At 74.1% G+C, this 22,316-nt stretch carries 23 protein-coding genes; 5 read left to right on the top strand and 18 right to left on the bottom strand.

Annotated elements, in window-relative coordinates; genetic code table 11:
* Nucleotides 1-77 precede the first annotated feature (77 nt).
* The 10 genes from PSD17_RS21070 to PSD17_RS35405 form a co-directional block, all read right to left on the bottom strand.
* Nucleotides 78-383, bottom strand: a complete 306-nt coding sequence (locus PSD17_RS21070) for an antibiotic biosynthesis monooxygenase family protein (protein ID WP_013673918.1) — start codon at nt 381-383, stop codon at nt 78-80.
* 181 nt (nt 384-564) lie between these two features.
* Entirely contained in the window at nt 565-1,020 is a 456-nt protein-coding gene (locus PSD17_RS21065) for a cupin domain-containing protein (RefSeq protein WP_339124227.1), read from the bottom strand.
* Nucleotides 1,017-1,796 (bottom strand): alpha/beta hydrolase, encoded by a 780-nt coding sequence (locus PSD17_RS21060; protein ID WP_013673916.1) that lies wholly within the window; start codon nt 1,794-1,796, stop codon nt 1,017-1,019. Before PSD17_RS21060 ends, PSD17_RS21065 begins: the two co-directional genes overlap by 4 nt.
* Nucleotides 1,793-2,644 (bottom strand): ABC transporter ATP-binding protein, encoded by an 852-nt coding sequence (locus tag PSD17_RS21055; protein ID WP_339124226.1) that lies wholly within the window; start codon nt 2,642-2,644, stop codon nt 1,793-1,795. The genes PSD17_RS21060 and PSD17_RS21055 overlap by 4 nt, the downstream gene beginning before the upstream one ends.
* On the bottom strand, nt 2,637-3,446 hold the full coding sequence (locus PSD17_RS21050) for an ABC transporter ATP-binding protein (protein ID WP_013673914.1): 810 nt from the start codon (nt 3,444-3,446) through the stop codon (nt 2,637-2,639). The genes PSD17_RS21055 and PSD17_RS21050 overlap by 8 nt, the downstream gene beginning before the upstream one ends.
* The gene (locus PSD17_RS21045; protein ID WP_013673913.1) at nt 3,427-4,278 is read right to left on the bottom strand and encodes an ABC transporter permease; all 852 of its coding nucleotides are present in this window, start codon (nt 4,276-4,278) and stop codon (nt 3,427-3,429) included. Before PSD17_RS21045 ends, PSD17_RS21050 begins: the two co-directional genes overlap by 20 nt.
* Nucleotides 4,278-5,315, bottom strand: a complete 1,038-nt coding sequence (locus PSD17_RS21040) for an ABC transporter permease (RefSeq protein WP_339124225.1) — start codon at nt 5,313-5,315, stop codon at nt 4,278-4,280. The genes PSD17_RS21045 and PSD17_RS21040 overlap by 1 nt, the downstream gene beginning before the upstream one ends.
* Entirely contained in the window at nt 5,312-6,844 is a 1,533-nt protein-coding gene (locus PSD17_RS21035) for an ABC transporter substrate-binding protein (RefSeq protein ID WP_339124224.1), read from the bottom strand. Before PSD17_RS21035 ends, PSD17_RS21040 begins: the two co-directional genes overlap by 4 nt.
* 30 nt (nt 6,845-6,874) lie before the next feature.
* Nucleotides 6,875-8,245: an LLM class flavin-dependent oxidoreductase gene (locus PSD17_RS21030; protein ID WP_013673910.1), complete on the bottom strand. Its 1,371-nt coding sequence runs from the start codon at nt 8,243-8,245 to the stop codon at nt 6,875-6,877.
* A gap of 145 nt (nt 8,246-8,390) precedes the next feature.
* Entirely contained in the window at nt 8,391-8,519 is a 129-nt protein-coding gene (locus PSD17_RS35405; RefSeq protein WP_379652802.1) for a putative leader peptide, read from the bottom strand.
* A 96-nt stretch (nt 8,520-8,615) separates the two neighbouring features.
* On the opposite strand from PSD17_RS35405, the gene PSD17_RS21025 reads away from it, so the two are divergent.
* Together PSD17_RS21025 and PSD17_RS21020 are read left to right on the top strand one after the other, a co-directional pair.
* Nucleotides 8,616-9,473: a LysR family transcriptional regulator gene (locus tag PSD17_RS21025; protein ID WP_339124222.1), complete on the top strand. Its 858-nt coding sequence runs from the start codon at nt 8,616-8,618 to the stop codon at nt 9,471-9,473.
* Between the two features lie 22 nt (nt 9,474-9,495).
* Entirely contained in the window at nt 9,496-10,761 is a 1,266-nt protein-coding gene (locus tag PSD17_RS21020) for a glycosyltransferase family 4 protein (RefSeq protein ID WP_339124221.1), read from the top strand.
* Between the two features lie 50 nt (nt 10,762-10,811).
* Here PSD17_RS21020 and PSD17_RS21015 read toward each other — a convergent pair whose 3' ends face one another.
* Nucleotides 10,812-11,585: an acyltransferase gene (locus tag PSD17_RS21015; RefSeq protein ID WP_339124220.1), complete on the bottom strand. Its 774-nt coding sequence runs from the start codon at nt 11,583-11,585 to the stop codon at nt 10,812-10,814.
* 138 nt (nt 11,586-11,723) lie between these two features.
* Here PSD17_RS21015 and PSD17_RS21010 point away from each other — a divergent pair, with 138 nt between their 5' ends.
* Nucleotides 11,724-11,927, top strand: coding sequence for a hypothetical protein (locus PSD17_RS21010; protein ID WP_339124219.1), 204 nt, complete (start codon nt 11,724-11,726; stop codon nt 11,925-11,927).
* 45 nt (nt 11,928-11,972) lie between these two features.
* Here PSD17_RS21010 and PSD17_RS21005 read toward each other — a convergent pair whose 3' ends face one another.
* The 6 genes from PSD17_RS21005 to PSD17_RS20980 all read right to left on the bottom strand — a co-directional run bounded on the left by PSD17_RS21005 (nt 11,973) and on the right by PSD17_RS20980 (nt 17,185).
* Nucleotides 11,973-12,593 (bottom strand): helix-turn-helix transcriptional regulator, encoded by a 621-nt coding sequence (locus tag PSD17_RS21005; protein ID WP_339124218.1) that lies wholly within the window; start codon nt 12,591-12,593, stop codon nt 11,973-11,975.
* Between the two features lie 149 nt (nt 12,594-12,742).
* Nucleotides 12,743-13,402 (bottom strand): response regulator, encoded by a 660-nt coding sequence (locus tag PSD17_RS21000; protein ID WP_013673904.1) that lies wholly within the window; start codon nt 13,400-13,402, stop codon nt 12,743-12,745.
* Nucleotides 13,399-14,538 carry a MacS family sensor histidine kinase gene (gene macS / locus PSD17_RS20995; protein ID WP_013673903.1) on the bottom strand — a complete coding sequence of 380 codons (1,140 nt, stop codon included), beginning with the start codon at nt 14,536-14,538 and terminating at the stop codon, nt 13,399-13,401. Before macS ends, PSD17_RS21000 begins: the two co-directional genes overlap by 4 nt.
* A 44-nt stretch (nt 14,539-14,582) precedes the next feature.
* Nucleotides 14,583-15,539 (bottom strand): class I SAM-dependent methyltransferase, encoded by a 957-nt coding sequence (locus PSD17_RS20990; protein WP_103383051.1) that lies wholly within the window; start codon nt 15,537-15,539, stop codon nt 14,583-14,585.
* Between the two features lie 34 nt (nt 15,540-15,573).
* Nucleotides 15,574-16,353, bottom strand: a complete 780-nt coding sequence (locus PSD17_RS20985) for an enoyl-CoA hydratase/isomerase family protein (RefSeq protein WP_041759425.1) — start codon at nt 16,351-16,353, stop codon at nt 15,574-15,576.
* Between the two features lie 67 nt (nt 16,354-16,420).
* Nucleotides 16,421-17,185 carry an ABC transporter ATP-binding protein gene (locus tag PSD17_RS20980; protein ID WP_041760767.1) on the bottom strand — a complete coding sequence of 255 codons (765 nt, stop codon included), beginning with the start codon at nt 17,183-17,185 and terminating at the stop codon, nt 16,421-16,423.
* Between the two features lie 113 nt (nt 17,186-17,298).
* Between PSD17_RS20980 and glgX the strand changes: the two genes are divergently transcribed.
* Entirely contained in the window at nt 17,299-19,320 is a 2,022-nt protein-coding gene (glgX, locus tag PSD17_RS20975; protein ID WP_339124217.1) for a glycogen debranching protein GlgX, read from the top strand.
* 61 nt (nt 19,321-19,381) lie between these two features.
* Nucleotides 19,382-19,606, top strand: coding sequence for an FmdB family zinc ribbon protein (locus PSD17_RS20970; RefSeq protein WP_013673898.1), 225 nt, complete (start codon nt 19,382-19,384; stop codon nt 19,604-19,606).
* Nucleotides 19,607-19,662: 56 nt separating this feature from the next.
* Here the strand turns inward: PSD17_RS20970 and glgP are convergent, their stop codons facing one another.
* The gene (gene glgP, locus PSD17_RS20965) at nt 19,663-22,218 is read right to left on the bottom strand and encodes an alpha-glucan family phosphorylase (RefSeq protein ID WP_339124216.1); all 2,556 of its coding nucleotides are present in this window, start codon (nt 22,216-22,218) and stop codon (nt 19,663-19,665) included.
* Nucleotides 22,219-22,316: the final 98 nt, after the last annotated feature.

The following is a 22,316-nucleotide window of genomic DNA, read 5'->3' as shown; positions in this document are numbered from 1 at the left end:
GGGCGGGGCGCCCATTCACAGCGCAGCCACAGGGAGCCGATGCCCGGGCGGGGCCGCCGCAGGGGTGGCGAGGAACGCTAGGCCGCGAAGTCCTCGAGGACGTCGAACAGCTCGATCGCGGACGGCGCCTGCATCCCCGGGGCCTGCGTGTCGGAGTGCGCGGCCTTGAACGAGTCGGACCTCATCCAGGCGCGGAAGTCGTCGGCCGAGTCGAACTCCATCGTGGACACGTAGGCGCCACCGGCCTTCGCCGGGCGCAGCAGCAGGCTGCGGCGCAGGCCGGGCACGCCGTTCAGCGTGGCGCGCATGCTCGCCGTGAAGGTCTCCTCGAACGCCGCGGCCTGCTCCGCGGTGACCTCGATGCGGTTGTGAACGACGTACATCCCGTGCCTCCAGGGGAATAGTGAGCGACGCACCCCATCTTACCGACACAGTGTCGGCAAGGCAGGGGCGACGTACGCCGCCGGCGGTCCCGCGGAGCTGTCCGATCGGGCGCCCCCTCGCCGGCGACCCGACCGTGCTCGTGCGTGGCGATGGTCGCCATGGCGACCATCGCCGCACGGGTCAGGCGGGCGCCACCGGCAACGGCGTCAGCTCCGGCACGTTCACGACGATGCCCTCCTGCGTGCTCCGCGAGATGACCACGACGGCCGGCTCGTCGGGGTCCGGGTTCTCCTCACGGTGCGGGACGTAGGGCGGGACGAAGACGTAGTCGCCCGGCCCGGTCTGGATTCGCACCTCGCCCGCACCGTCGTGGAACACGAACGCGGGTCGTCCGCTGACGATGTAGATCGACGTCTCGGCCTCGCCGTGGTGGTGGTTGCCGGAGTTGGTCGACGGGGCGACGTGCGTCTCGCCCGTCCAGATCCGCTCGGAGCCGACGGTCTTGCCGCTCACCGCCTCCAGCCGGGTCATGCCGCTGGTCTGCGCGGTGTCGCCGACCAGCTCCCCCGCGCGGACGTGGTGGATGCGGGCACGCGAGGGTGCCACGGTCGCCGTCAGGTCGGGATGGAACGTCATCGGGCGGCCCCCGGGGTCTCGACGCGGACGATCGCGGGCAGGTCCGGGCCCAGCCGCAGGCGCTCGAGGAACAGCACCACCGATGCCGCGGCGGCGCGGTGGGTGGCGTCGTTGAGCGCGTCGTGCCGCCCGCCGACGACGGTGACGAGCTCGACGGTCGCGACGCCCGCGTACCAGCCGCGGGCTCCGTCGAGCGGGCTGACGGTGTCGGCCGCGCCGTGCACGCCGAGCACCGGGACACCGACGGCCGCGGGGTCCGCCGCGGCGAACCAGGACGGCGGGATCGCGTCGGCGAGCGCACCGCGGCGCACGGCGGGGTCGTCGCCGAGCCTGGCCAGGTGCGTCGGGCAGGCGGTCCGGGCGGCGAGCTCGTCGTCCCACGACCCGGGGGCGGCACCGGCGGACGCGGGCAGCCCGGCGAGGACGAGCCCGGCGACGTGCGGCAACCCGGACGCGACGAGACCGGCGGCGAAGAGCGCACCGCTGTCGGACCCGACGAGCACGACCGGCCCGGGTTCGGCGGGCAGCAGCGCCCGGACCTGGCCCTCGGTCCGGTCGGCGTCGACCGTGGGGTCGGCGACGGCCCAGACGCGGTAGCCGTCCGCGCTGATCCGACGACCGAACCGCTCGTAGACCCCGGCGTGCTCGCCCCGTCCGGGGACGACGACGACCGTCCCGCGCGGGCTGACGCCGGCCGGCTCGCGCCAGGAAGCGACGACCGGGACGGCGTCGGGCGTCCTGGGGACTGTGCCGGGGCCGGCACTCGTGACGGTCACGGAACCACCTTTCCGAGCGGGACGGACCCGCCCGTGGACGAGCTCGCGGACAACAGGGCGCGCAGCTCGGCGCGCTCCGTGCGGCTCATGCCCCCGCCGTCGACGGTGGGGGCCGAGCCGATGAGCAGGCGGGTGTAGGGATGGCGCGGGGCGGCGACGACCTGCTCGGTCGTGCCCGCCTCGACGACGTCGCCGTGGTGCAGCACGGCGAGCCGGTCGGTGACGCCCGCGACCGACCCGAGGTCGTGGGAGATGTAGAGCAGGCCGATGCCGTTCTCGGAACAGAGCGCGACGAGCAGGTCGAGGACCTGCACGCGGGTCGCGGCGTCGAGCGCGCTGACGGGTTCGTCGCAGATCAGCAGGCGCGGCCCGGCGATCATCGCGCGGGCTATCGCGGCGCGCTGCCGCTGCCCGCCGGAGACCTCCCCCGGCAGCCGGGACGCGAGCGCCGGGTCGAGGCCGACGAGACGGAGCGCGTCGGCCACCCGGGAGCCCGCGTCCGGGATCCCGAACCCGACGGACTCCCCCACCGGCAGGTCGGGGTCGAGGCTGCGCAGCGGGTCCTGGAACACGTACTGCACGACGCCGCTGCGGCGGAACGCCCGCAACCGTCGCCCGCGCAACGACGTCACCTCCGTCCCCGCGACCCGGATGCGTCCCCGCGCCGCGCGGTGCAGGCCGACGACCGTGCGCGCGAGGGTGCTCTTGCCCGATCCGGTCTCCCCGATCAGCCCGACGCTCTCGCCCGCCCCGACGGTGAGGTCGACACCGTGCAGGATCTCGCGTCGTCCCCGGCCGCGGCCGAGCGCGACCGCCAACCCGGCGACCTCGAGCAGCGGCTCAGCCACGCTGCGCCTCCTCGAGCCGGAACTTCTCGATGCCGTAGCGGGTGTGCGCGTCGATCAGCGAACGGGTGTAGGGGTGCGACGGTGCGGCGAGCACGTCGCCCGCGCGCCCGCGTTCGACGACCGCGCCGTCGCGCATGACGATCACCTCGTCGCAGACCTGCGCGACGACGGCGAGGTCGTGCGAGACGAGCAGCAGCGCGAGCCCGGTGCGGTCGCGCAGGTCGGCGAGCAGGTCGAGGACCTCGGCCTGCACGGTGACGTCGAGGGCGGTGGTCGCCTCGTCGGCGATGAGCAGGTCGGGCTCGGCACTGATCGCGACGGCGATCAGCACCCGCTGCAGCATGCCGCCGGAGAGCTCGAACGGGTACTGCCGGTACACCCGCGCCGGGTCGCGCAGCCCCATGTCCGCCAGCAGCTCCACGGCACGGTCGCGGGCGGCGCGCCTGCCGAGGCCGACGCGGACCCGCAGCACCTCCGCGAGCTGGGCACCGACACCGATCGACGGGTTGAGGTAGGAGGCCGGGTCCTGGAACACCGCGCCGATGCGGGTGCCGCGGTACTCGCGCCAGCCGCGCTCGTCGAGCCCGCGCAGGTCGGTCCCGTCGAACTCGACGACGGTCCCGTCGCCGTTGCGCAGGCCCGGCGGCAGGATGCCGAGGATCGAGCGGCAGGTCAGCGACTTGCCGCTGCCCGACTCCCCGACGACGCCCAGCGTCGCACCGCGGTCGAGCCGCAGGTCCACACCGGAGACGAGCGTCGTGTCCCCGGTGTGGACGGACAGGTCACGTACTCGCAGCAACATCGGCCACCACCTTCCGCCGGGCGGGACGGCGGGACGGGCCGTCCCGCAGCGCGTCGGCGAGCCCGTTGCACGCCCCGACCGTCGCGACGATCAGCGCCGCGGGCACGAACGGGCCGAACGGGCGTTGGTAGAGGTACTGCAGGTCGGTGGCGAGCATCCCGCCCCACGTCGGCGTCGGCGGGGTGATGCCGATGCCGAGGAACGTCAGCGACGACACGATCACCAGGCTCGCCCCCAGCAGGCTCGCGGTGCTCACCGCGACGGCGGGGACGACCTTGGGCCACACGTGCCGGCGCAGGACGGTCCACGGCGAGGCGCCGGCGAGCACGGCGGCCTCGACGTACTGGGCGGTCGCGACGGGCAGCGCCGCGGCGCGGGTGACCCGGTAGAAGCCGGGGGCGATCAGGATCCCGACGGCGAGCATCGCCTGCTGCAACCCGTTGCCCAGCAACGCGGTCATCGCGACGGCGAACACCAGGAACGGAAGGGTCACGAACGTCTCCATGACGCGCAGCGACACCCACTCGACGACCCGTCCGAGATGGACCGACAGCAGCGCCGGAACGACGCCGAGCACCAGCCCCACGGCCACGGCCTCGACGCCCGCGACCAGCGAGAGCGTCGACCCGGCGAGCAGCCGGCTGAGCACGTCGCGGCCGAGGTTGTCGGTGCCCAGCCAGTGCTGTGCCGACGGCCCGGCGAGGATCGCGCGCGGGTCCTGCAACAGCGGGTCGTGCGGGGCGAGCAGCGGCCCGAACGCGGCGAGCAGCGCGATCACCGCCAGCACCGCGACCGAGACCACGCCCACCCGGCCGGCGAGGACGCGGCGCATCAGGACCTCCGCCGGGCGGCGGGGCGCAGCCGCAGCAGCAGCGCGTCGACGATCGTGTTCGCCACGAGCACCAGCACGATCGCGACGACGAGCGTGCCCTGCACGACCGGGACGTCGCCGCGCAACGCGCCGTCGGCGGCGAAGCGGCCGAAGCCCGACATGCCGAAGATCGACTCGGTGACGACGGCACCGCCGACGAGCATCGGGATGCGCAGCCCGAGCACGCTCAGTGCGGGGCCGGCACCGTTGCGCAGCACGTGGTTGAACAGGATGCGGCGCGGACCGAGCCCGCGGACGACGGCGCCCAGCACGTAGTTCTCCCGATAGGCCCCGGCGAGACCGGTGCGCAGCTGGCGGGCGATGTCGGCGACGGCGTCGAGGCTCAGCGCGACGGCCGGCAGCGTGATCAGGGTCAGCCACATGCCGGGGTCCTGGTCGAACGGCACGTACCCGGCCGACGGGACCAGCGGCAGCAGCACGCTGAACACCACGATCAGCGCGACGGCCACGACGAACGGCGGCAGCGCGGCCACGACCGAGCAGAAGACCGTCACCGCGCGGTCGAACCACGTCCCGCGCCACACCGCGGCGCCCACGCCGAGCGCCGTGCCCGCGACCACCGCGATGAGCAGCGCGAACCCGGCCACCGAGAGGCTGACCGAGAGGCGGTCGCCGATCTGCGACGACACGCTGACCCCGTTGAGCCACGAGCTGCCGAAGTCTCCGCGCACGACGTGGGAGAGCCAGTCGACGTACTGCACGAGCACGGGCCGGTCGAGCCCGAGCTCGGCGCGGACGCGGGCCACGTCGGCCGGGGTGGCCGCGTCACCGAGCAGGAGACCGGCCGGGCTCAGCCCGCTGACCGCGCCCAGCAGGAACGTCAGGAACGTCGCGAACAGGAAGACGGGGACGGTGAGCGCGAGGGTGCGCAGGAGCCAGCGGGCCGCGCCCGCGACGGCCGGGACCGCGCCGCCGCGCGCGGGTCGCGCGACGGCGGCCGGGTTCGCCCAGGTGCTCTCGACGACCGTCGCGGTCACGACGGGCTCCCCACCGTGACGCCCTCCCACCGGTACTGCGACAGGAAGTGCGGCAGCGGCGAGACCTTCTTGCTGCGCACCGCGACGCGCGGCTGGGTGCCGAGGGAGAAGCTCGGCGACATCTGCACGCCCGCGCGCACCGCGGCCTGCAGCACCTGCGGGTAGTTCGGGGCGTCGAGCGGGGTGCGGCGCACCGCGTCGAGCGCGGCGAGGAACTCCGGCGTCGCGACCTTGCTCGTGTTCATCAGGCCCTGCGACCCGTAGACCACCATGAGGTTCTGCACCGGCGACTCGCGGCCGACGGTGCCGTCGAGCGCGAACTGCGCCTTGCGGCCCAGGTAGACCTCCTGCTGCCAGGTCGACGAGCCCGGCGGCACCACCTTGATCGTCGCGTTGACGCCGACCGCCTGCAGCTGCTGCTGGACGAGCTCGGCGGTCGCCTGCGAGAGCGCGTTGACGGTCACCGTGAGCGAGAGCTGCCCCGGCGCGTAGCCGGCGTCGGCGAGCATCTGCCTGGCCTTGGCCGGGTCGTAGGCGAAGGCGGTGTCCAGGCTCGGGTCGTAGGCGACGTAGCCCTTCGGGAACGGCTGGGAGACGGCGTCGCCGACGCCGCCGTTGATCACGTCGATGATCTGCTCGCGGTCGATCGCGTACTTGAGGGCGTCGACGACGCGGCGGTCGGTCAACGGTTCGAGGGTGCTGTTGACGTCGACCTGGTTGACCTGCATCGAGTCGATGACGTCGACCTCGAGCCCCGCGGCCTTGGCCTGCGGGATCTGGTTGCCGGGGATGAACGAGACGTCGAGGGCCCCGGACTGCACGGCGGCGATGACCGTCGCCGGGTCGGTCGTGGGGGTGAGCTCCAAGCGGTCGATCTTGATCGCGTCGGCGTTCCAGTAGCCCGGGTTCTTGACCAGCACGGCCTTCGACTCCGGCACGAACGACTCGAACTTGAAGGGGCCGGCCCCGACCGGCGCGGTCGGGATCGCGGCCGCGTCCTTGGTGAACGCCGCGGGGCTGACGATCTCGCCGGTCTTGCCCGCCAGCAGGTTGGGCACCTGGTAGTCCGGCGCCGCCAGGTGCAGGGTGACGTCGAGGTCACCGGAGGTGGTGATGTCGGAGATCGTCGCCAGCTGGTCCTTGAGCAGCGAGTTCTGCTGGGTCTTGCCGCGCAGCAGGCTCTGCTTCACCGCGTCGGCGTCGAGCGGGGTGCCGTCGGTGAAGGTCAGGCCGGGCCGCAGGTGGAACGTGACGGCGGTGCCGTCGGCGTTGTAGTCCCACGACCGGGCCAGGCCCGGGATGGCGGTGGCCTTCTCGTCGAGCTGGGTGAGCGAGGCGTAGACGAGGCTGATCGTGTTGATGTCGTTGCCGGTGCTGGACGTGACCGGGTCCCACGACGTGGGCAGGGAGAAGCCCCACTTCAGGGTCGATCCGGTCGCCGAGCCGGCGCCGGCGCCGCAACCGGCGAGGGCGACGGCGGCGGCCGCGGCGAGCGCGGCCAGTCTGAGCAGGGTGCGGGGGCGGGCCATGAGGGTTGGTCCTCCGGGGACTCGGGTCGGTCAGGCGTGTGCGGGTGCCGGGACGCGGGCGTCGCGCGCCTCGCGGGCCTCCCGCTCCACGGTGTGGACGTTGCGCGGGATCGGCAGCCCGAGGTTGCCGCGCAGGGTCGTGGCCTCGTAGTCGGCGCGCACGACGCCGCGCTCGCGCAGGATCGGGAGCACCTCGTCGGTGAACCGGGCGAACTCGCTGGGCACGGTGACGTGCACGTTGAGCCCGTCGAGACCGCGGCCGGTGAACCAGCGCTCGATCTCGGCGGCGACGGTCGGGGCCGAGCCGACGAACGGCGCGGGTGTCGACGACATGAAGTGCTCCACGGTCTGACGCAGCGTGAAGCCGTTCTCCCTGGCCACCTTCTTGATCTGCTCGGCCTGGGTGCGGAAGGAGTCGGCGCCGAGGTCGCCCAGCTCCGGGAAGGGCGCGTCGAGGTCGTAGCCCGAGAAGTCGTGCCAGCCGAAGGGCCTGCCGAACTGGGCGAGGTTCTTGTCGAAGTCCTTCCCGAGCCGGGTCGCGCGCTCGATCTCGCGGGCCTCGTCGTCGGTGTCGGCGATGACCGGCGTGACGCCGGGCATGATCACGACGTGGTCGGGGTTGCGCCCCTTGGCCGCGGCCCGGGACTTGATGTCGCGGTAGAACGCCTGCGCCTTCTCCAGCGTCGGCGAGTGCGTGAAGATCCCCTCGCCGACGGCCGCGCCGAGGTCGCGGCCCTCGTCGGAGTCGCCGGCCTGGAAGATCACCGGCCGGCCCTGCGGCGACCGCGAGATGTTGAGCGGCCCGCGCACCGAGAAGTGCTCGCCGACGTGGTCGAGGCGGTGCTGGCGGCTCGGGTCGAGGAACACGCCGGTCGCGACGTCGCGCGGGAACGCGTCGTCCTCGTAGGAGTCCCACAGCCCCTGGCAGACCCGCACCGACTCCAGCGCCCGGCCGTAGCGCGAGGGGTAGTCGAAGTGCTCGTCGCGGCTGTAGTTCGCCGCGGTGCCGCCGTCGCCGGTCGCGACGACGTTCCAGCCCGCCCGGCCGCCCGAGATCAGGTCCAGCGACGCGAGCCGCCTCGCCAGGTTGAACGGCGTGTTGTACGACGTCGTGAGCGTGCCGACGAGTCCGATGTGGCTGGTCGAGACCGCGAGGGCCGACAGCAGCGTCAGCGGCTCGAGCCGGTTGAGGTAGTGCGGCGGCGAGTCGGGGGTGATGAACTGGCTGTCCACGATGAACACCAGGTCGAACAGTGCGGCCTCGGCCTGCCGCGCCCGCTCGATGTACCAGCGGATGTCGATGCTGGCGTCGCCGGGGATCTCGGGGTGGGTCCAGGTGTCGTGCTGGCCGGGGCCGCCGACCCCCATCAGGACGGCGCCGAGCTTCAACTGCCGGACCATGTGTCCGCCTTTCTGCGCAGGAGGAGGCCGCTCCGGACGCGGCGGCGCGCGGGAGCGGTGCGAGGACTGTCGGAGGCACGGGATGGGACGACCGGCCGGCACGGGGCACACGGGTGCCCCGGCGGCGCTCAGCGGGCGCGGCCGGTCAGGCGGTGTGGCGACGACACGTCGCGGTGGACGTCCGGCCGAGATCGACGGCACGGCGTCGGGTGAGCATGACGGCGCCGGCGGCCACGCACCGTGCGGTGCGGGCGGAAGCCGGGCGGTCTGCCATGACCCGATGGTGTCACGAGGGGATCGGCCCGGTCCAACTCGCGGTTCCGATCACATCCGATAGAGAACGTTGATCGGTCTGTGCTTCGCTCCCCCTATGGCCAGGACCCTCGAGCTCACGCAGCTGCGCAGCTTCGTCGCCGTCGCCGACTGCGGCGGGTTCCATCGTGCCGCCAATGCACTGCACGTCAGCCAGCCGACGGTGAGCCACCACATCCGCAGGCTGGAGGCGACGATCGGGCAGCCCCTGATGGTCCGGGAGGGCCGGACCTCCCGCCTGACGGCGGCGGGCGAGATGCTGCTGGCCGACGCCCGGCGGATGCTGGAGATCCACGACGAGGCCATGCGCCGCATCGGCAACGCACCCGAGACCGACGAGGTCGTCGTCGGCTCGACCGAGCACGCCGCCGACCAGCTGCTGCCCGAGCTGGCCTCGGCGCTGCAGGCCTCGCTGGGCGTCGCCCGCATCCGGTTCCGGCTCGACCGCGGCGCGGTGCTGCAGACGGCCCTGGACAGGGGCGACGTCGATCTCGCGCTGCTGTTCGGCGCCCCCGACGACGACCGCTCCACCGGCTCGGGCCGGCTGACCCTGCGCTGGTACTCCGCACCCGGCTGGGCTCCCCCGACCGACGGGACCGCCATCCCGCTCGTCGCCTTCGACGAGCCGTGCGCCATCCGCAACCGGGCCCTGGAAACCCTTGCCGCGCACCACACGCCCGCCGCCGTCGTGTGTGACGCGGCCTACCTCGGCGGGGTGCTGGCCGCCGCCAGGGCGGGGTTGGGCGTGGCCTTGCTGGCCACCGTCGGGCGCACGCCGGAGGGACTCGTCGAGCGCGACGACCTGCCCGTCGCCGAACCCATCGCGCTGGCCGTCCGCTCCCGGCGCGGGCTGCGCAGGGAGCTCGCCGTCGAGGCCGCGCGCTCGATCAGGCAGGTCCTCGACGTCGCGGGCTGACCGGCCTGCCACCATGGCGCGGATGCGTGTACTGGTGCTGAGCTGGGAGTACCCGCCGGTCGTCGTCGGCGGCCTCGGGCGGCACGTGCACGCCCTCGTGCGCGAGCTCGCCGCAGCGGGCCACGAGGTCGTCGTCGTGTCGCGCCGACAGACCGGCACCGACGCCGCGACCCACCCGACCACCGACGGCCCCGATCCCGACGATCCCCGGATCCGGGTCCTGCACGTCGCCGAGGACCCTGCCCACCTGCGCTTCTCCGACGACCTCGTCGCCTGGGCGCTCGCGATGGGGCACGCGATGCTGCGTGCCGCGCTGACCCGGCTGGCCGGCTGGCGCCCCGACGTCGTGCACGCCCACGACTGGCTCGTCGCGCACCCCGCGATCGCGCTGGCCGACGTCCTCGGCGTCCCGCTCGTCGCGACGATCCACGCGACCGAGGCGGGCCGGCACGCCGGCTGGCTGACGACGCCGCTGAGCCGGCAGGTGCACTCCGTCGAGTGGTGGCTCGCGCGCCGCGCCGACGCCGTGGTCACCTGCTCACGGGCGATGCGCGCCGAGGTCGCCACCCTGTTCGACCTCGATCCCTCTGAGATCTCCGTGGTGCACAACGGGATCGCGCCCCGACGGTGGAGCGTGCCGCCGACCGCGCGGGAGGCGGCCCGCCGCCGCTGGGCGCCGGGCGGGGTGCCGCTGCTGGCGAGCTTCGGACGCCTCGAGTACGAGAAGGGCCTCCAGGACCTGATCGCGGCGCTGCCGCGGGTGCGACGGGCCTACCCCGGGACGCGGCTGGTCGTCGCGGGCACCGGGACCCAGCGCGAGATGCTGGTCGAGCAGGCGCGCCGGTTCCGGGTCCGCCGTTCGGTCACCTTCGCCGGACACCTCCCCGACGACGAGCTCGCCGCGCTGCTCACGGCGGCGTCGGCCGTCGTCCTGCCCAGCCGCTACGAGCCCTTCGGCATCGTCGCGCTGGAGGCCGCCGCGGCCGGGGCGCCGCTCGTCGCGTCGACGGCGGGCGGGCTGGGTGAGGTCGTCGTCGACGGCGAGACCGGACTGTCGTTCGCGCCCGGCGACGTCGCGGGGATCGCGGCCGCCGTCGATGCGGTGCTCGCCGACCCCGCCGCCGCGGCCGAACGGGCCCACCGGGCGCGGGCCCGGCTCGGCCCCGACTTCGGCTGGCCGGTCATCGCGGTCCGGACCGCCGAGATCTACGCTGCCGCGCCGGCGGGCGGCCCGATCGACGTGGGCCGGCCGAAGATCCCCACGGGGAACGTGCTCGGTCCGGCGTGACACGCGCAGGCCCCCGCTCGTCCCGGGTTCGGGTGGGGCGTCGACGGCGGCTACGGCTCGGTCGGCGTCGACAGCTCGGGGGTCTGCGCGAGCTGCTCGCGGACCGCGGCCTCGGTCTTGCGCGCGATGTCGGCCAGTGCGGCACGCTGCGCGGCGGCGGCCTCGTAGTCGGCGACGCGGTCGCGCACGACCCGCGCCGGGGTCCCGACGGCGACCGAGAACGCCGGGATCTCCCCGCGCGCCACGGCGTGCGCCCCGAGCACGCTGCCGCGGCCGATCCTGGTGCCGCGCAACACCGTCGACTTCACCCCGAGCCAGCAGTCCGGCCCGATCCGCACCGGCGACTTGACGATCCCCTGGTCCTTGATCGGGACGTGGACGTCGTCGGTGCGATGGTCGAAGTCGGTGACGTAGACCCAGTCGGCGACGATCGTCGCCGCCCCGATCTCGACGTCGAGGTAGCAGTTGACGGTGTTGTCCTTGCCGAGGACGACCTTGTCGCCGATGCGCAGCGAACCCTCGTGACAGCGGATGGAGTTGCCGTCGCCGATGTGCACCCAGCGGCCGATCTCGAGGCGTCCGTACCCGGGTCGCGCGTGCAGCTCGACCCGGCGCCCCAGGAACACCATGCCCCGCAGCACGACGTGCGGGTTGGCCAGCCGGAAGCGCAGCAGCCGCGCGTAGCGGACGAGGTACCACGGCGTCCATGCCCGGTGCCGGACGACCCAGCGCAGCGAGGCCAGGGTGAGGAAGCGCGCCTGTTCGTCGTCGCCGCCGCGCCGGGCCCAGCGCCGCCACACCGGCGCCCCCCACATGCTGGTCATGCCCGGGACCCTATTGCGCGAGCACACCGGAGCCCGAGCGCAACCTGATGGTCGCCCGCGGCCCCGGCGCGAGCAGTGCGGTTGCGCGCGTCCGACGGACGGAGTGTGCCGCGGCACCGGCGGGGGTAGGCCGGCGACATGGTGGACAACGGATCCCGCACCGGCGACGCCCCGGGCGACGAGGGCCCGCACGGCTCGGTCGTCGACCCCGGCGCCCATTCCGACGGCGACGACTCGGTCACCACGGTCGTCGGCGGCGGGGACGGCGACGAGGGCACGAGCGGGGCGGCGAGCCGGGAGGTCGCCGACGAGGCCGCGAGCGAGCCGAAACGGTCGGAGTGAGCCGGGTCGCACACGCCGCCGGGACCGGCACCGCCGGCCCGGCGGTCAGGCGAGCCCGTTCTCGATCGCGAAGCGCACCATCGCCGCCCGGCCGCTGACGCCGAGCTTGCGCTGGATGCGCTGCACGTGGTTCTCGACCGTCCGCGGGGACAGCACCAGCCGCACCCCGATCTGCCTGGCCGTCAGGCCGTCCACGACGAGCCGCACGACGTCGGCCTCGCGCTCGGTGAGCACCACGGGCCCGCCGGACGCGCCCGCGCCGTGGGCGTCGAGGACGAGGTCGGCGATACCGGGGCCGAAGACGACGTCACCGGCGGCGACCCGGCGGACCGCGTCGGCCAGGGCGAACCCGTCGGTGTCGCGGCGCAGGAACCCCGACGCCCCCGCGCGCAGCGCCGCGAGCACCTGCCCGGGCACGACGTCGGCGGCGACGGCGAGCACCGCCGCCCCGGGCGCGGCCTCCAGCACCGTGTCGACGACGGGTGGTGCGCCGACGGGCGCGGCGTCGTCGAGACCGACGTCGACGACCACGACCACGTCGCCGCGGGGCGGCACGGTCGCCGGATCGGGTCCACAGCCCTCGACGGGCAGGCCGGCCCCTCCGAGTGCCGCGGCCAGCCGGGCCGCGACGTCGACGGGCGCGACGACCACCACACGCGCCGACATCCCGCCCCCTACCAGCTCGCACCAGCCTGCCGACGCCGCGGTGCTCCGCCGGATCTTCGCATCCGCTGCACGGGCACCCGGACCGTTCGGCGCCCGATCACCCGACGGCGCGCACGATCACCCGGGCGGCGGCCACCGGCCACCGAGCGTCACGCCTCGTCGAGACCCTGCTCGATGGCGTACCGGACGAGCTGGGCGCGGTTGTGCAGCTGGAGCTTGCGCAGCGTGTTCTGCACGTGGCTCTCGACGGTGCGGTGCGAGAGGCCGAGCCGCTCGCCGATCGCGCGGGCCGTGAGCCCCTTCGCGACCAGCCGCAGGACGCCGGTCTCCCGCTCGGTCAGCGCGGGCACGGCCGGATCGCCCGCCGGGCGCCGGGCCGGCTCGTCGGCCAGCCTGCGGTACTCCCCCAGCACGAGGCCCGCGAGTCCCGGCGTGAAGACCGGATAGCCGTCGGCGGTGCGGCGCACGGCGTCGAGCAGCTCGTCGGCGCCCGCGGACTTCACCAGGTACCCGGTCGCGCCCGCCTTGACCGCCTCCAGCACGTCGGTGTGCTCACCGCTGGCCGACAGGACCAGGATCCGGGTGTCGGGCAGGGCGTCGACGATCCCGCGGATGGCGTCGACGCCCGAGGTCCCGCCGAGGTTGAGATCCATGAGCACCACCTGCGGGCGGACCGCGCGGGCGATGCGCACGGCGGCATCGGCGTCGGCGGCGGTGGCGACGACGTCGAGACCGCGTTCGTCCAGATCACGGGCCACCCCTTCACGCCAGATGGGGTGGTCGTCGACCACCATCACGGACACCGTCATGCGGTCGCCACCTCCCTGGGCACCCTGATGATCCACTCCGTGCCCCGGTCGACGGCCGTGTCGCAGGCGATCGTGCCGCCCAGGTCGCGCACCCGCCCCCGCATCGACGCGGCGACCCCCAGCCGGCCCTGCGCCTCGGCCTCGGCGAGCCTGCCGTCGGGGATGCCGGGGCCCTCGTCACGGACGCTGATCTCCACCTCGTCGCCCAGGTCCTCGACGAACACCCAGGCGGGCGCGTCGACCCCGACGTGGACGGCAGTGTTCGCGAGTGCCGCCCCGACCACGCCGAGGAGGTCGTCGACGACGCGGGCCGGCAGGTCGAGGGGGTGCGCGGGCGCGGAGACGCTCACCCGCGTCGACGCCAGCGTCCGCAGCGCGGCGGCCAGGTCGCGACGGCCACCGCCGTCGACGGCCGCGGTCCCGCTGGTGAGCAGCGTCCGCAGCGCGACCTCCTGCTCCCCCGCCAGCGTCCCGAGCTCACCGGCGCCCCCGCCGAGCTCGGCACCCCGCCTGCGGACGTGCGCGAGGACCTGCAGGACACCGTCGTGGATGCTGCGCGCCAGGCGTTCCCGCTCGGTCGCCGCCGCCTGCTCGGCGACCGCGGCCCGGACCCGCTCCGCCGAGCGGCGCAGCACACCCGAGCAGAACCCGACGGTCAGCCCGGCGAGGACCAGCAGCTGGACGTCGGCGAGGTCGACCAGCGTCATCGGGCCCGACGTCAGCGTGACCGCCACCAGGGCCGCCGCGACGACGAGCGCCCCGACCAGCCCGCCCCGCAGCCCGAACGCGATGGCCAGCGCCAGCGCGGCACCGGGCGTCCAGATCGAGCCCATCAGCGGGGTGTCGCCCGCGAGCTGGGCCGGGCTCTGCACGACCGGCGTCGTCAGCATCACCCCGGCGGTGACGACCAGGTCGACCGCCGCGACGGTGCCGCGCCGGTCGGGACCGTCACGGCGCGGGAAGTACGCGAACCCGGTGACGACCGTCCACACCACCATGACCGCGACGACGAGACCCGCGCCGAGGGGATGTGCGTACTCGCGCAACGACACCAGGACGAACACCGACGTGCTGACGAGCGTCAGCACGCGGTAGACCAGCAGGCCCCGCCACAGCGGCTCGAGCGGGCGATCCATGCCGCCATCCTGCCCGGTGCGACCGGGCGCCCGGATCCGTACGTCTACGCAGGCCGGGTCCCCGTCACCAGCGCGTTGTAGAACCAGGCGCGCGGCACGACCCGGGAGAGGACGTTCTCGTCGAGCCAGGACAGCCGCTGCCAGCCACGGTAGGCGAACATCGCCCACCCCCAGCCCAGTCTCTCGGTGGGCACCGCGGCCTCGAACGTGCGCACCGGCCAGCCGAGCATGGCGGCGGTGAACTCCTCGGTCACGACGCGCACGTCGGCGGCGCCGGCCGCGTTCGCGACGCGCTCCAGCTCGGACGGGTCGAAGACGTGCTGGTCGACGACGGCCTCCAGCGCCGCGGCGCGCGACGACTCGTCGAGCTCGGCCTGCGGCCGCCGCCACCCCTGCAGCCCCGGCAGCCGGGTCAGCGTCGTCGTCGCCTTCCACGTGAGCATCCCGAGGCGGCGGGCGTAGAAGTCGCCGATCTTCGTCGGTTCCCCCGCGAACACGAACCGCCCACCCGGCCTCAGGACCCGCAGCACCTCGCGCAGCGCCGTCCCGACGTCCGGGATGTGGTGCAGTACGGCGTGCCCGACGACGACGTCGAACGTCGCGTCGTCGTAGGGGATGCGTTCGGCGTCGGCGACGCGGCCGTCGACGGGCAGGCCCAGGCCCTCGGCGTTGCGCAGCGCGGCCTCGACCATGCCCGGCGAGAGGTCGGTGACCGAGCCGTGGGTGGCGAGCCCGGCCTGCATCAGGTTGAGCAGGAAGAAGCCGGTGCCGCAGCCGAGCTCGAGCGCGCGCTCGTACGGCCAGTCCGCGTCTCCCGCGGCGTGCCGGAACCGCCCCGCGGCGTAGTCGATGCAGCGCTCGTCGTAGGAGATCGACCACTTCTCGTCGTAGGAGCCGGCCTCCCAGTCGTGGTAGAGCACGTTGGCGAGCTTGGGATCGCGACGCGCGGCCTCGACCTCCGCGGCCGTCGGGTGCGGGCGGGGCTCGGGATCCGGGCTCATGGGAACCGAGCGTAGAGAAACCTCGTGAGTGGGGTCAGCGGCCCGTGAACGTCGCCTTGCCGGGGCCGTTCTCGATGAACGACTGCATGCCCGCCGTCCGGTCCTCGCTGGCGAACAGGCTCGCGAACAGCTCGGACTCGATGTCGAGGCCGGTGCGTAGGTCGGTGTCGAGGCCGCCGTCGATGGCCTTCTTCGCCGCCGCGTAGGCCAGCGCCGGGCCGTTCGCGAACTGCGCGGCGTACTCGACGGCACGGGTGTAGACGTCGTCGGCGGGGACGACCTCGTCGACCAGCCCGATCGACAACGCCTCCTGGGCGTCGACGAACCGGCCCGTGTAGATCAGGTCCTTGGCACGCGCCGGACCGATCAGCCGCGCGAGCCGCTGGGTGCCGCCGCCGCCGGGGAAGATGCCGAGCAGGATCTCGGGGAAGCCGAGCTTGGCGTTGTCGCCCGCGATGCGCCGGTCGGCACCGAGGACGACCTCCAGCCCGCCGCCCAGCGCGTAGCCGGTGACGGCCGCGACCGTCGGCTTGGGGATCGTCGAGATCGAGCCGAGGCCCGCGGAGAGCCGCCGCGCCACCGGGGCCATGTCCGAGTAGGACATCGCCGCCATCTCCTTGACGTCGGCACCCGCCGCGAAGGTCTTCTCACCGCCGTAGACGACGACGGCGCGCACGTCGTCGCGCGTCGCGGCCTCCGTGGAGACCTGCAGCAGCTCTTCCTGGACCTGCCTGCTCAGGGCGTTCATCGGCGGCCGCGCCAGCCGGATCGTGCCCACACCGTTGTCGACCTCGAGGCTCACGAACTCCGTCACGCCCGGGACCCTAACCCGGGTCACGGTCATCCGGCTGGAGACGCACGCCACGGGCCAGGGCCGGGGGTCACCGCAGCCAGGCCGTGTACCGCCCGCGACGACGCTGGACCGCGAGCGGCAGGCCGAAGGTCTCGGTGAGGTTCTCGTCGGTGAGCACGTCGTCGAGCAGCCCGGCGGCCACGACCCGGCCCTCCCGCAGCAGCAGGCCGTGGCTGTAGCCGCGGGGGATCTCCTCGACGTGGTGGGTGACCAGGATCGACGTCGGCGCGTCGGGGTCGGCGGCCAGCGTCGCGAGCCGGCCGACGAGGTCCTCCCGGCCGCCGAGGTCGAGACCCGCGGCGGGCTCGTCGAGCAGCAGCAGCTCGGGGTCGGTCATGAGCGCGCGGGCGATCAGCGTGCGCTTGCGCTCGCCCTCGGACAGCGTCCGCCACTCGCGGTCGGCGAGCTTCCCGACGCCCAGCGCGTCGAGCAGCGCGTCCGCCCGCTCGGTGTCCATGCCGTCGTAGGTCTCGCGCCAGCGGCCGAACACGCCGTACCCGGCGCTGACGACGACGTCGCGCAGCACCTCGTCGCCCGGCACCTGCAGGCCCAGTGTCGCCGACGAGACCCCGATCCGCGGCCGCAGCTCGAACACGTTGACACGCCCGAGCCGTTCGCCGAGGACGTGCACCACTCCCTCGGTGGGGTGCAGCTCCGCCGAGGCCATGCGCAGCAAGGTCGTCTTCCCGGCGCCGTTGGGACCCAGCACGACCCAGCGCTCGTCGAGCTCGACCGTCCAGTCGATCGCCGAGACGAGCGTCGTCCCGTTGCGGCGCACCGTGACCCCGTCCATCGCGACGACCACGTCGGTGAGGTCGCGTTCGGGCGTGCGCGCCTCCCCGGGGTCGGTGACGGACGACTCAGGCAACGTTCCGGACCGGTCCACGGGCCCTATCCTCGCCGATCGTGCCGGTCTTCCCGTTGGGTGCCCATGTCGACGGCGACGCCGTCCGCTTCGCGGTCGCGTCGACCAGCGCGGAGGTCGTCGAGGTGTGCCTCGTCGACGGGCCCGACGACGCGCTGACCGAGCGGCGCGTCGAGCTCACCGAACGGACCTTCGGGGTCTGGCACGGCACGATCCCGGGCGTGCGGCCCGGCCAGCGCTACGGCTACCGGGTGCACGGCCCGTACCGGCCCTGGGAGGGCGCCCGGTCGAACCCGGCGAAGATCCTCGTCGACCCCTACTCGCGGCAGATCACCGGCCGGGTGACCGACGTGCGGGCGGCGCGGGGCTGGGCGGGCGACCCGATGACGGGCCCGCCCGACACCGTCGACTCGCTGGGCCACGTCCCGCTGTCGGTCGTCACCGCGCCGCCGGAGGGACCGTCCCGGCCGCGGCCCGACCTGCCGTGGTCGGACACGGTGATCACCGAGCTGCACGTCCGCGGGTTCACCCGGCTGCACCCCGAGGTGCCGCCGGAGCAGCGCGGCACCTACCTCGGGCTGGCTCACCCGGCCGTGATCGCGCACCTCAAGCGGATCGGGACCACGGCCGTCGAGCTGCTGCCCGTCGCCTCGATCGCCGACGAGCCGCCGCTGCTGGAGCGCGGCGCGCCCAACTACTGGGGCTACTCGACGCTCGGTTTCATGGCCCCGCACGCGGGCTACGCGAGCGTCCCGGGCGCGGAGGTCACCGAGTTCGTCACGATGGTCGACGCGCTGCACGCGGCGGGCATCGAGGTCATCCTCGACATGGTCCCCAACCACACCTGCGAGGGCGGGGTCGGCGGCAGCACGCTGTCCTACCGCGGTCTCGACGCCCGGGCCTACTACTCCCTCGGCGGCAACGGGCACGACGCCGACATCACCGGCACCGGCAACACCCTGGACTCCGGGTCGCCGACCGTCATCCGGCTCGTGTGCGACGCGTTGCGGCACTGGGTGACCGCCTACGGCGTCGACGGCTTCCGCATCGACCTCGCCTCGGTGCTCGGCCGGCCGCGCTCGGGCGGCTTCGACCCCAACGCCTCGCTGCTCACCGCCATCGCCGTCGATCCCGTGCTGTCCACGACGAAGCTGATCGCCGAGCCGTGGGACGCGACCGGCGAGGGGTACCGCGTCGGCGGGTTCGGCGTGGCCTGGTCGGAGTGGAACGGCCGCTACCGCGACGCCGTGCGCGACTTCTGGCGCGGCCACGGCCTGATCGGCGAGGTGGCGTCGCGGCTGACGGGCAGCTCGGACATCTACGCGCTGTCGGGGCGGCGGCCGTGGGCGTCGGTCAACTTCGTCACCGCCCACGACGGGTTCACCCTGCGCGACCTGGTCTCCTACGAACGCAAGCACAACGAGGCCAACGGCGAGGCCAACCGCGACGGCACCGACGACAACCGCTCGCAGAACTTCGGCGTCGAGGGCCCGACGACCTCCCCGGTGATCGCGGAACGCCGGCTGTCGACGGCGCGGGCGATGCTCGCGACGACGCTGCTGTCCATCGGGACCCCGATGCTCGTCGCCGGCGACGAGCGCTGGCGCACCCAGCGCGGCAACAACAACGCCTACTGCCTCGACGACGAGACGTCGTGGGTCGACTGGACGCCGGACCCCGACGCCGAGAACCTCACCGAGTTCACCTCGCGCGTGACCGCGCTGCGCCGGGCGCACGCGGACCTGCGCCGTGACCGCTGGCTGGCCGACGAGGAGGCCGCGTGGTGGCACCCGTCGGGACGGCTGATGACCGAGCAGGACTGGCACGACTTCGGTGCCTGCACGATCGGTGTGCACGTCGGCGACAGCCTGCTGCTCCTGCACGCCGGTGGCGCCGCGGTGGCGTGCACGCTGCCGAAGGTGGGCCCGTTCCGGCCGGTGCTCGACTCGACCCGGGCGACGGGCCGTCCGGTGTCGGGCAGGCTGCTGCCGGGGGGCACGACGATCACGCTGCCGCCGCGGTCGGTGCTGCTGCTGCGGGGGCCCGCACAGGTGGGCGACTGACGGGTTCGCTCCGCGTGGGCGAACCCCGCCGGACGGCGGGTCCATCGCTTAGGATCCGCCCGTGCCCCGTTACGAGTACCGCTGCCGGCAGTGCGACACGACCTTCGAGGTCAACCGGCCGATGAGCGAGTCCGGCGAGCCCGCGTCCTGCCCCGGCGGGCACGCCGACACCGTCAAGCTGCTGAGCACCGTCGCGCTCGCCGGGGTCGGCGGACGCGGCGGCGCCGCGCCCCGGCCCGCCCCCGCCGCGGGCGGCGGGTGCTGCGGCGGCGGCTGCTGCGGCTGAGAGTCCCGGCCCTCGTGAGTGGCGATGGTCGCCGTGTCGACCATCGCCACTCACGGTCAGCCTGCGAGGACGACCTTGCCCAGCTCCGCCGGCGTCGCGAGCAGCGGGTGCGCCGGCAGGACCCGGACCGTGTAGCCGGTCAGGCCCGCGTGCGGCAGCGGGACGACGGCCTCGAAGCGGTCCAGCCCGTCGACCGCGCCGACGTGCTTCATCACCGACATCATCGGCGCGTCGAGCTCGTCGCTGTCCGAGACCCGCCCGACGACGGCCTGGACGGACACGTCCTGCGGGTCGAGGCCGGCGAGCGAGACCGCGGCGCGCACCGTCATCGGGGCACCGACGACGGGGGTGTCCGGCAGCCCGGAGGCGTCGACGCCCGAGATCTGCACCCGCGGCCACGCGTCGTTCAGCCGCGACCGGTACCCGGCGAGCGCGCGGGCGCCCGCGAAGTCGTCCCGGGCGATCTCGCGCGCCGCGAGGGCGGCCGGGGCGTACCAGTCCTCGACGTACTCGCGCACCATCCTGCTGGCCTGCACCTGGGGACGCAGCGTCTCCAGCGTGTGCCGGACGAGCTCGACCCACCGGGTGGGCACGCCGTCGGTGCGCTCGTAGAACGCCGGGGCGACCTGCGTCGCGAGCAGCTCGTAGAGGGCGTTGGCCTCGAGGTCGTCGCGCTTGACCGGGTCCTCGATGCCGTCGGCGGTGGGGATGGCCCAGCCGTTCGCGCCGTCGTAGAGCTCGTCCCACCACCCGTCGCGGATGGACAGGTTGAGCCCGCCGTTGAGCGCGGACTTCATGCCCGACGTGCCGCAGGCCTCCAAGGGGCGCAGCGGGTTGTTGAGCCAGACGTCGCAGCCCCAGTACAGGTAGCGGGCCATCGACATGTCGTAGTCGGGCAGGAAGACGATGCGGTGGCGCACCGCGGGGTCATCGGCGAAGCGGACGATCTGCTGGATGAGCGCCTTGCCGCCGTCGTCGGCCGGGTGCGACTTGCCCGCGACGATCAGCTGCACCGGCCGGTGCGGGTCGAGCAGCAGGTCGCGCAGCCGGTCGGGGTCGCGCAGCATCAGCGTGAGCCGCTTGTAGGTGGGGACGCGGCGCGCGAAGCCGACGGTCAGCACCTCGGGGTCGAAGACGTGGTCGGTCCAGCCCAGCTCGGGGGCCGACGCGCCGCGCTCCAGCCACGCCGCGCGGACCCGCCGGCGCACCTCCTCGACCAGCCGCGCCCGCAGCGAGGCGCGCAGCCCCCACAGCGCCGCGTCCGGGATGTCGCCGACGGCGTCGTCCCCACCACCGACGCCCGGCTCACCCAGCAGGTCGGTGACCTCGCGGGCCTCCCACGTGTGCCCGTGCACGCCGTTGGTGACCGAGCCGATCGGCACCTCGTCGGCGTCGAACCCGCGCCAGATCGTGGAGAACATGCCGCGCGAGACGATGCCGTGCAGGCGGGAGACGCCGTTGGCGCGCTGGGCCAGCCGCAGCCCCATGTGCGCCATGTTGAACATCTCCGGGTCCTCCTCGGCGCCGAGCGCGAGGACGCGGTCGAGCGGGACGCCGGGCAGCACCTCGTCGGAGAAGTGCCTGCGCACCAGGTCGAGCGGGAACCGGTCGATGCCCGCGGGCACCGGGGTGTGCGTGGTGAAGACCGTGCCCGCGCGCACCGCGGCGACGGCCTCGTCGAAGTCCAGGCCGGCGGCGTCGTGCCCCTCGCCCGCGAGCAGCTCGCGGATGCGCTCGAGGCCCAGGTAGCCCGCGTGGCCCTCGTTGGTGTGGAAGATCTCCGGCGCGACATGGCCCGTCGCGGCGCAGAAGGCGCGCACCGCGCGGACCCCGCCGACGCCGATGAGCAGCTCCTGCTTGATGCGGTGGTCCTGGTCGCCGCCGTAGAGCCGGTCGGTGACGCCGCGCAGGTCGGCGTCGTTGGCCTCGATGTCGGAGTCGAGCAGCAGCAGCGGCACCCGGCCGACCGCCGCCTGCCAGACCCGCACCGTGAGCGTGCGGCCCTCCGGCATGCCGACCTCGACGAGCGCCGGCTCGCCCGCCCCGTCGACGAGCAACTGCAACGGCAGGCCCTGCGGGTCGAGCTGCGGGTAGTGCTCGAGCTGCCAGCCGTCGAGCGAGAGCGACTGGCGGAAGTAGCCGGAGCGGTAGAGCAGCCCGACGCCGATCAGCGGGACGCCCAGGTCGGACGCGGCCTTGAGATGGTCGCCCGCGAGGACCCCGAGCCCGCCGGAGTAGTTGGGCAGCACCTCGCTGACGCCGAACTCCATCGAGAAGTAGCCGATGGCCGCGGGCAGGTCCTGGCCGTCCTCGGCCGCGAGCTGGTACCAGCGCGGCTCGTTCAGGTAGGCGTCGAGCTCGTCGGACAGCTCGCGGACGGTCACGACGGTCTCGGCGTCGGCGGCCAGCTCGGCGAACCGGGCGGTGCTGATCTCGCCCAGCAGGCGCACGGGGTCGTGGCCGGCACGTTCCCAGGCGTCGTGGTCGAGGCGTGCGAACAGCTCCTGGGTCGGCGGGTGCCAGCTCCAGCGCAGGTTCGTCGCCAGTTTCTGCAACGGGGCGAGCTGCTCGGGCAGCTGGGCACGGACGGTGAAGCGACGCAGGGCTCTCACGCGGACGCAGCGTACTGATGCCGTCGGCGCGCCGCGTCCGGCGTCGCGGACGTCCGGATGGTCCGCGCCCGATCGGGTGGGGTTGCACAGCCCGCCTG

The sequence above is a fragment of the Pseudonocardia sp. D17 genome (genome assembly GCF_036984265.1).
GTDB lineage: Bacteria > Actinomycetota > Actinomycetes > Mycobacteriales > Pseudonocardiaceae > Pseudonocardia > Pseudonocardia benzenivorans.
This window is presented reverse-complemented; position numbering and strand designations above follow the sequence as displayed.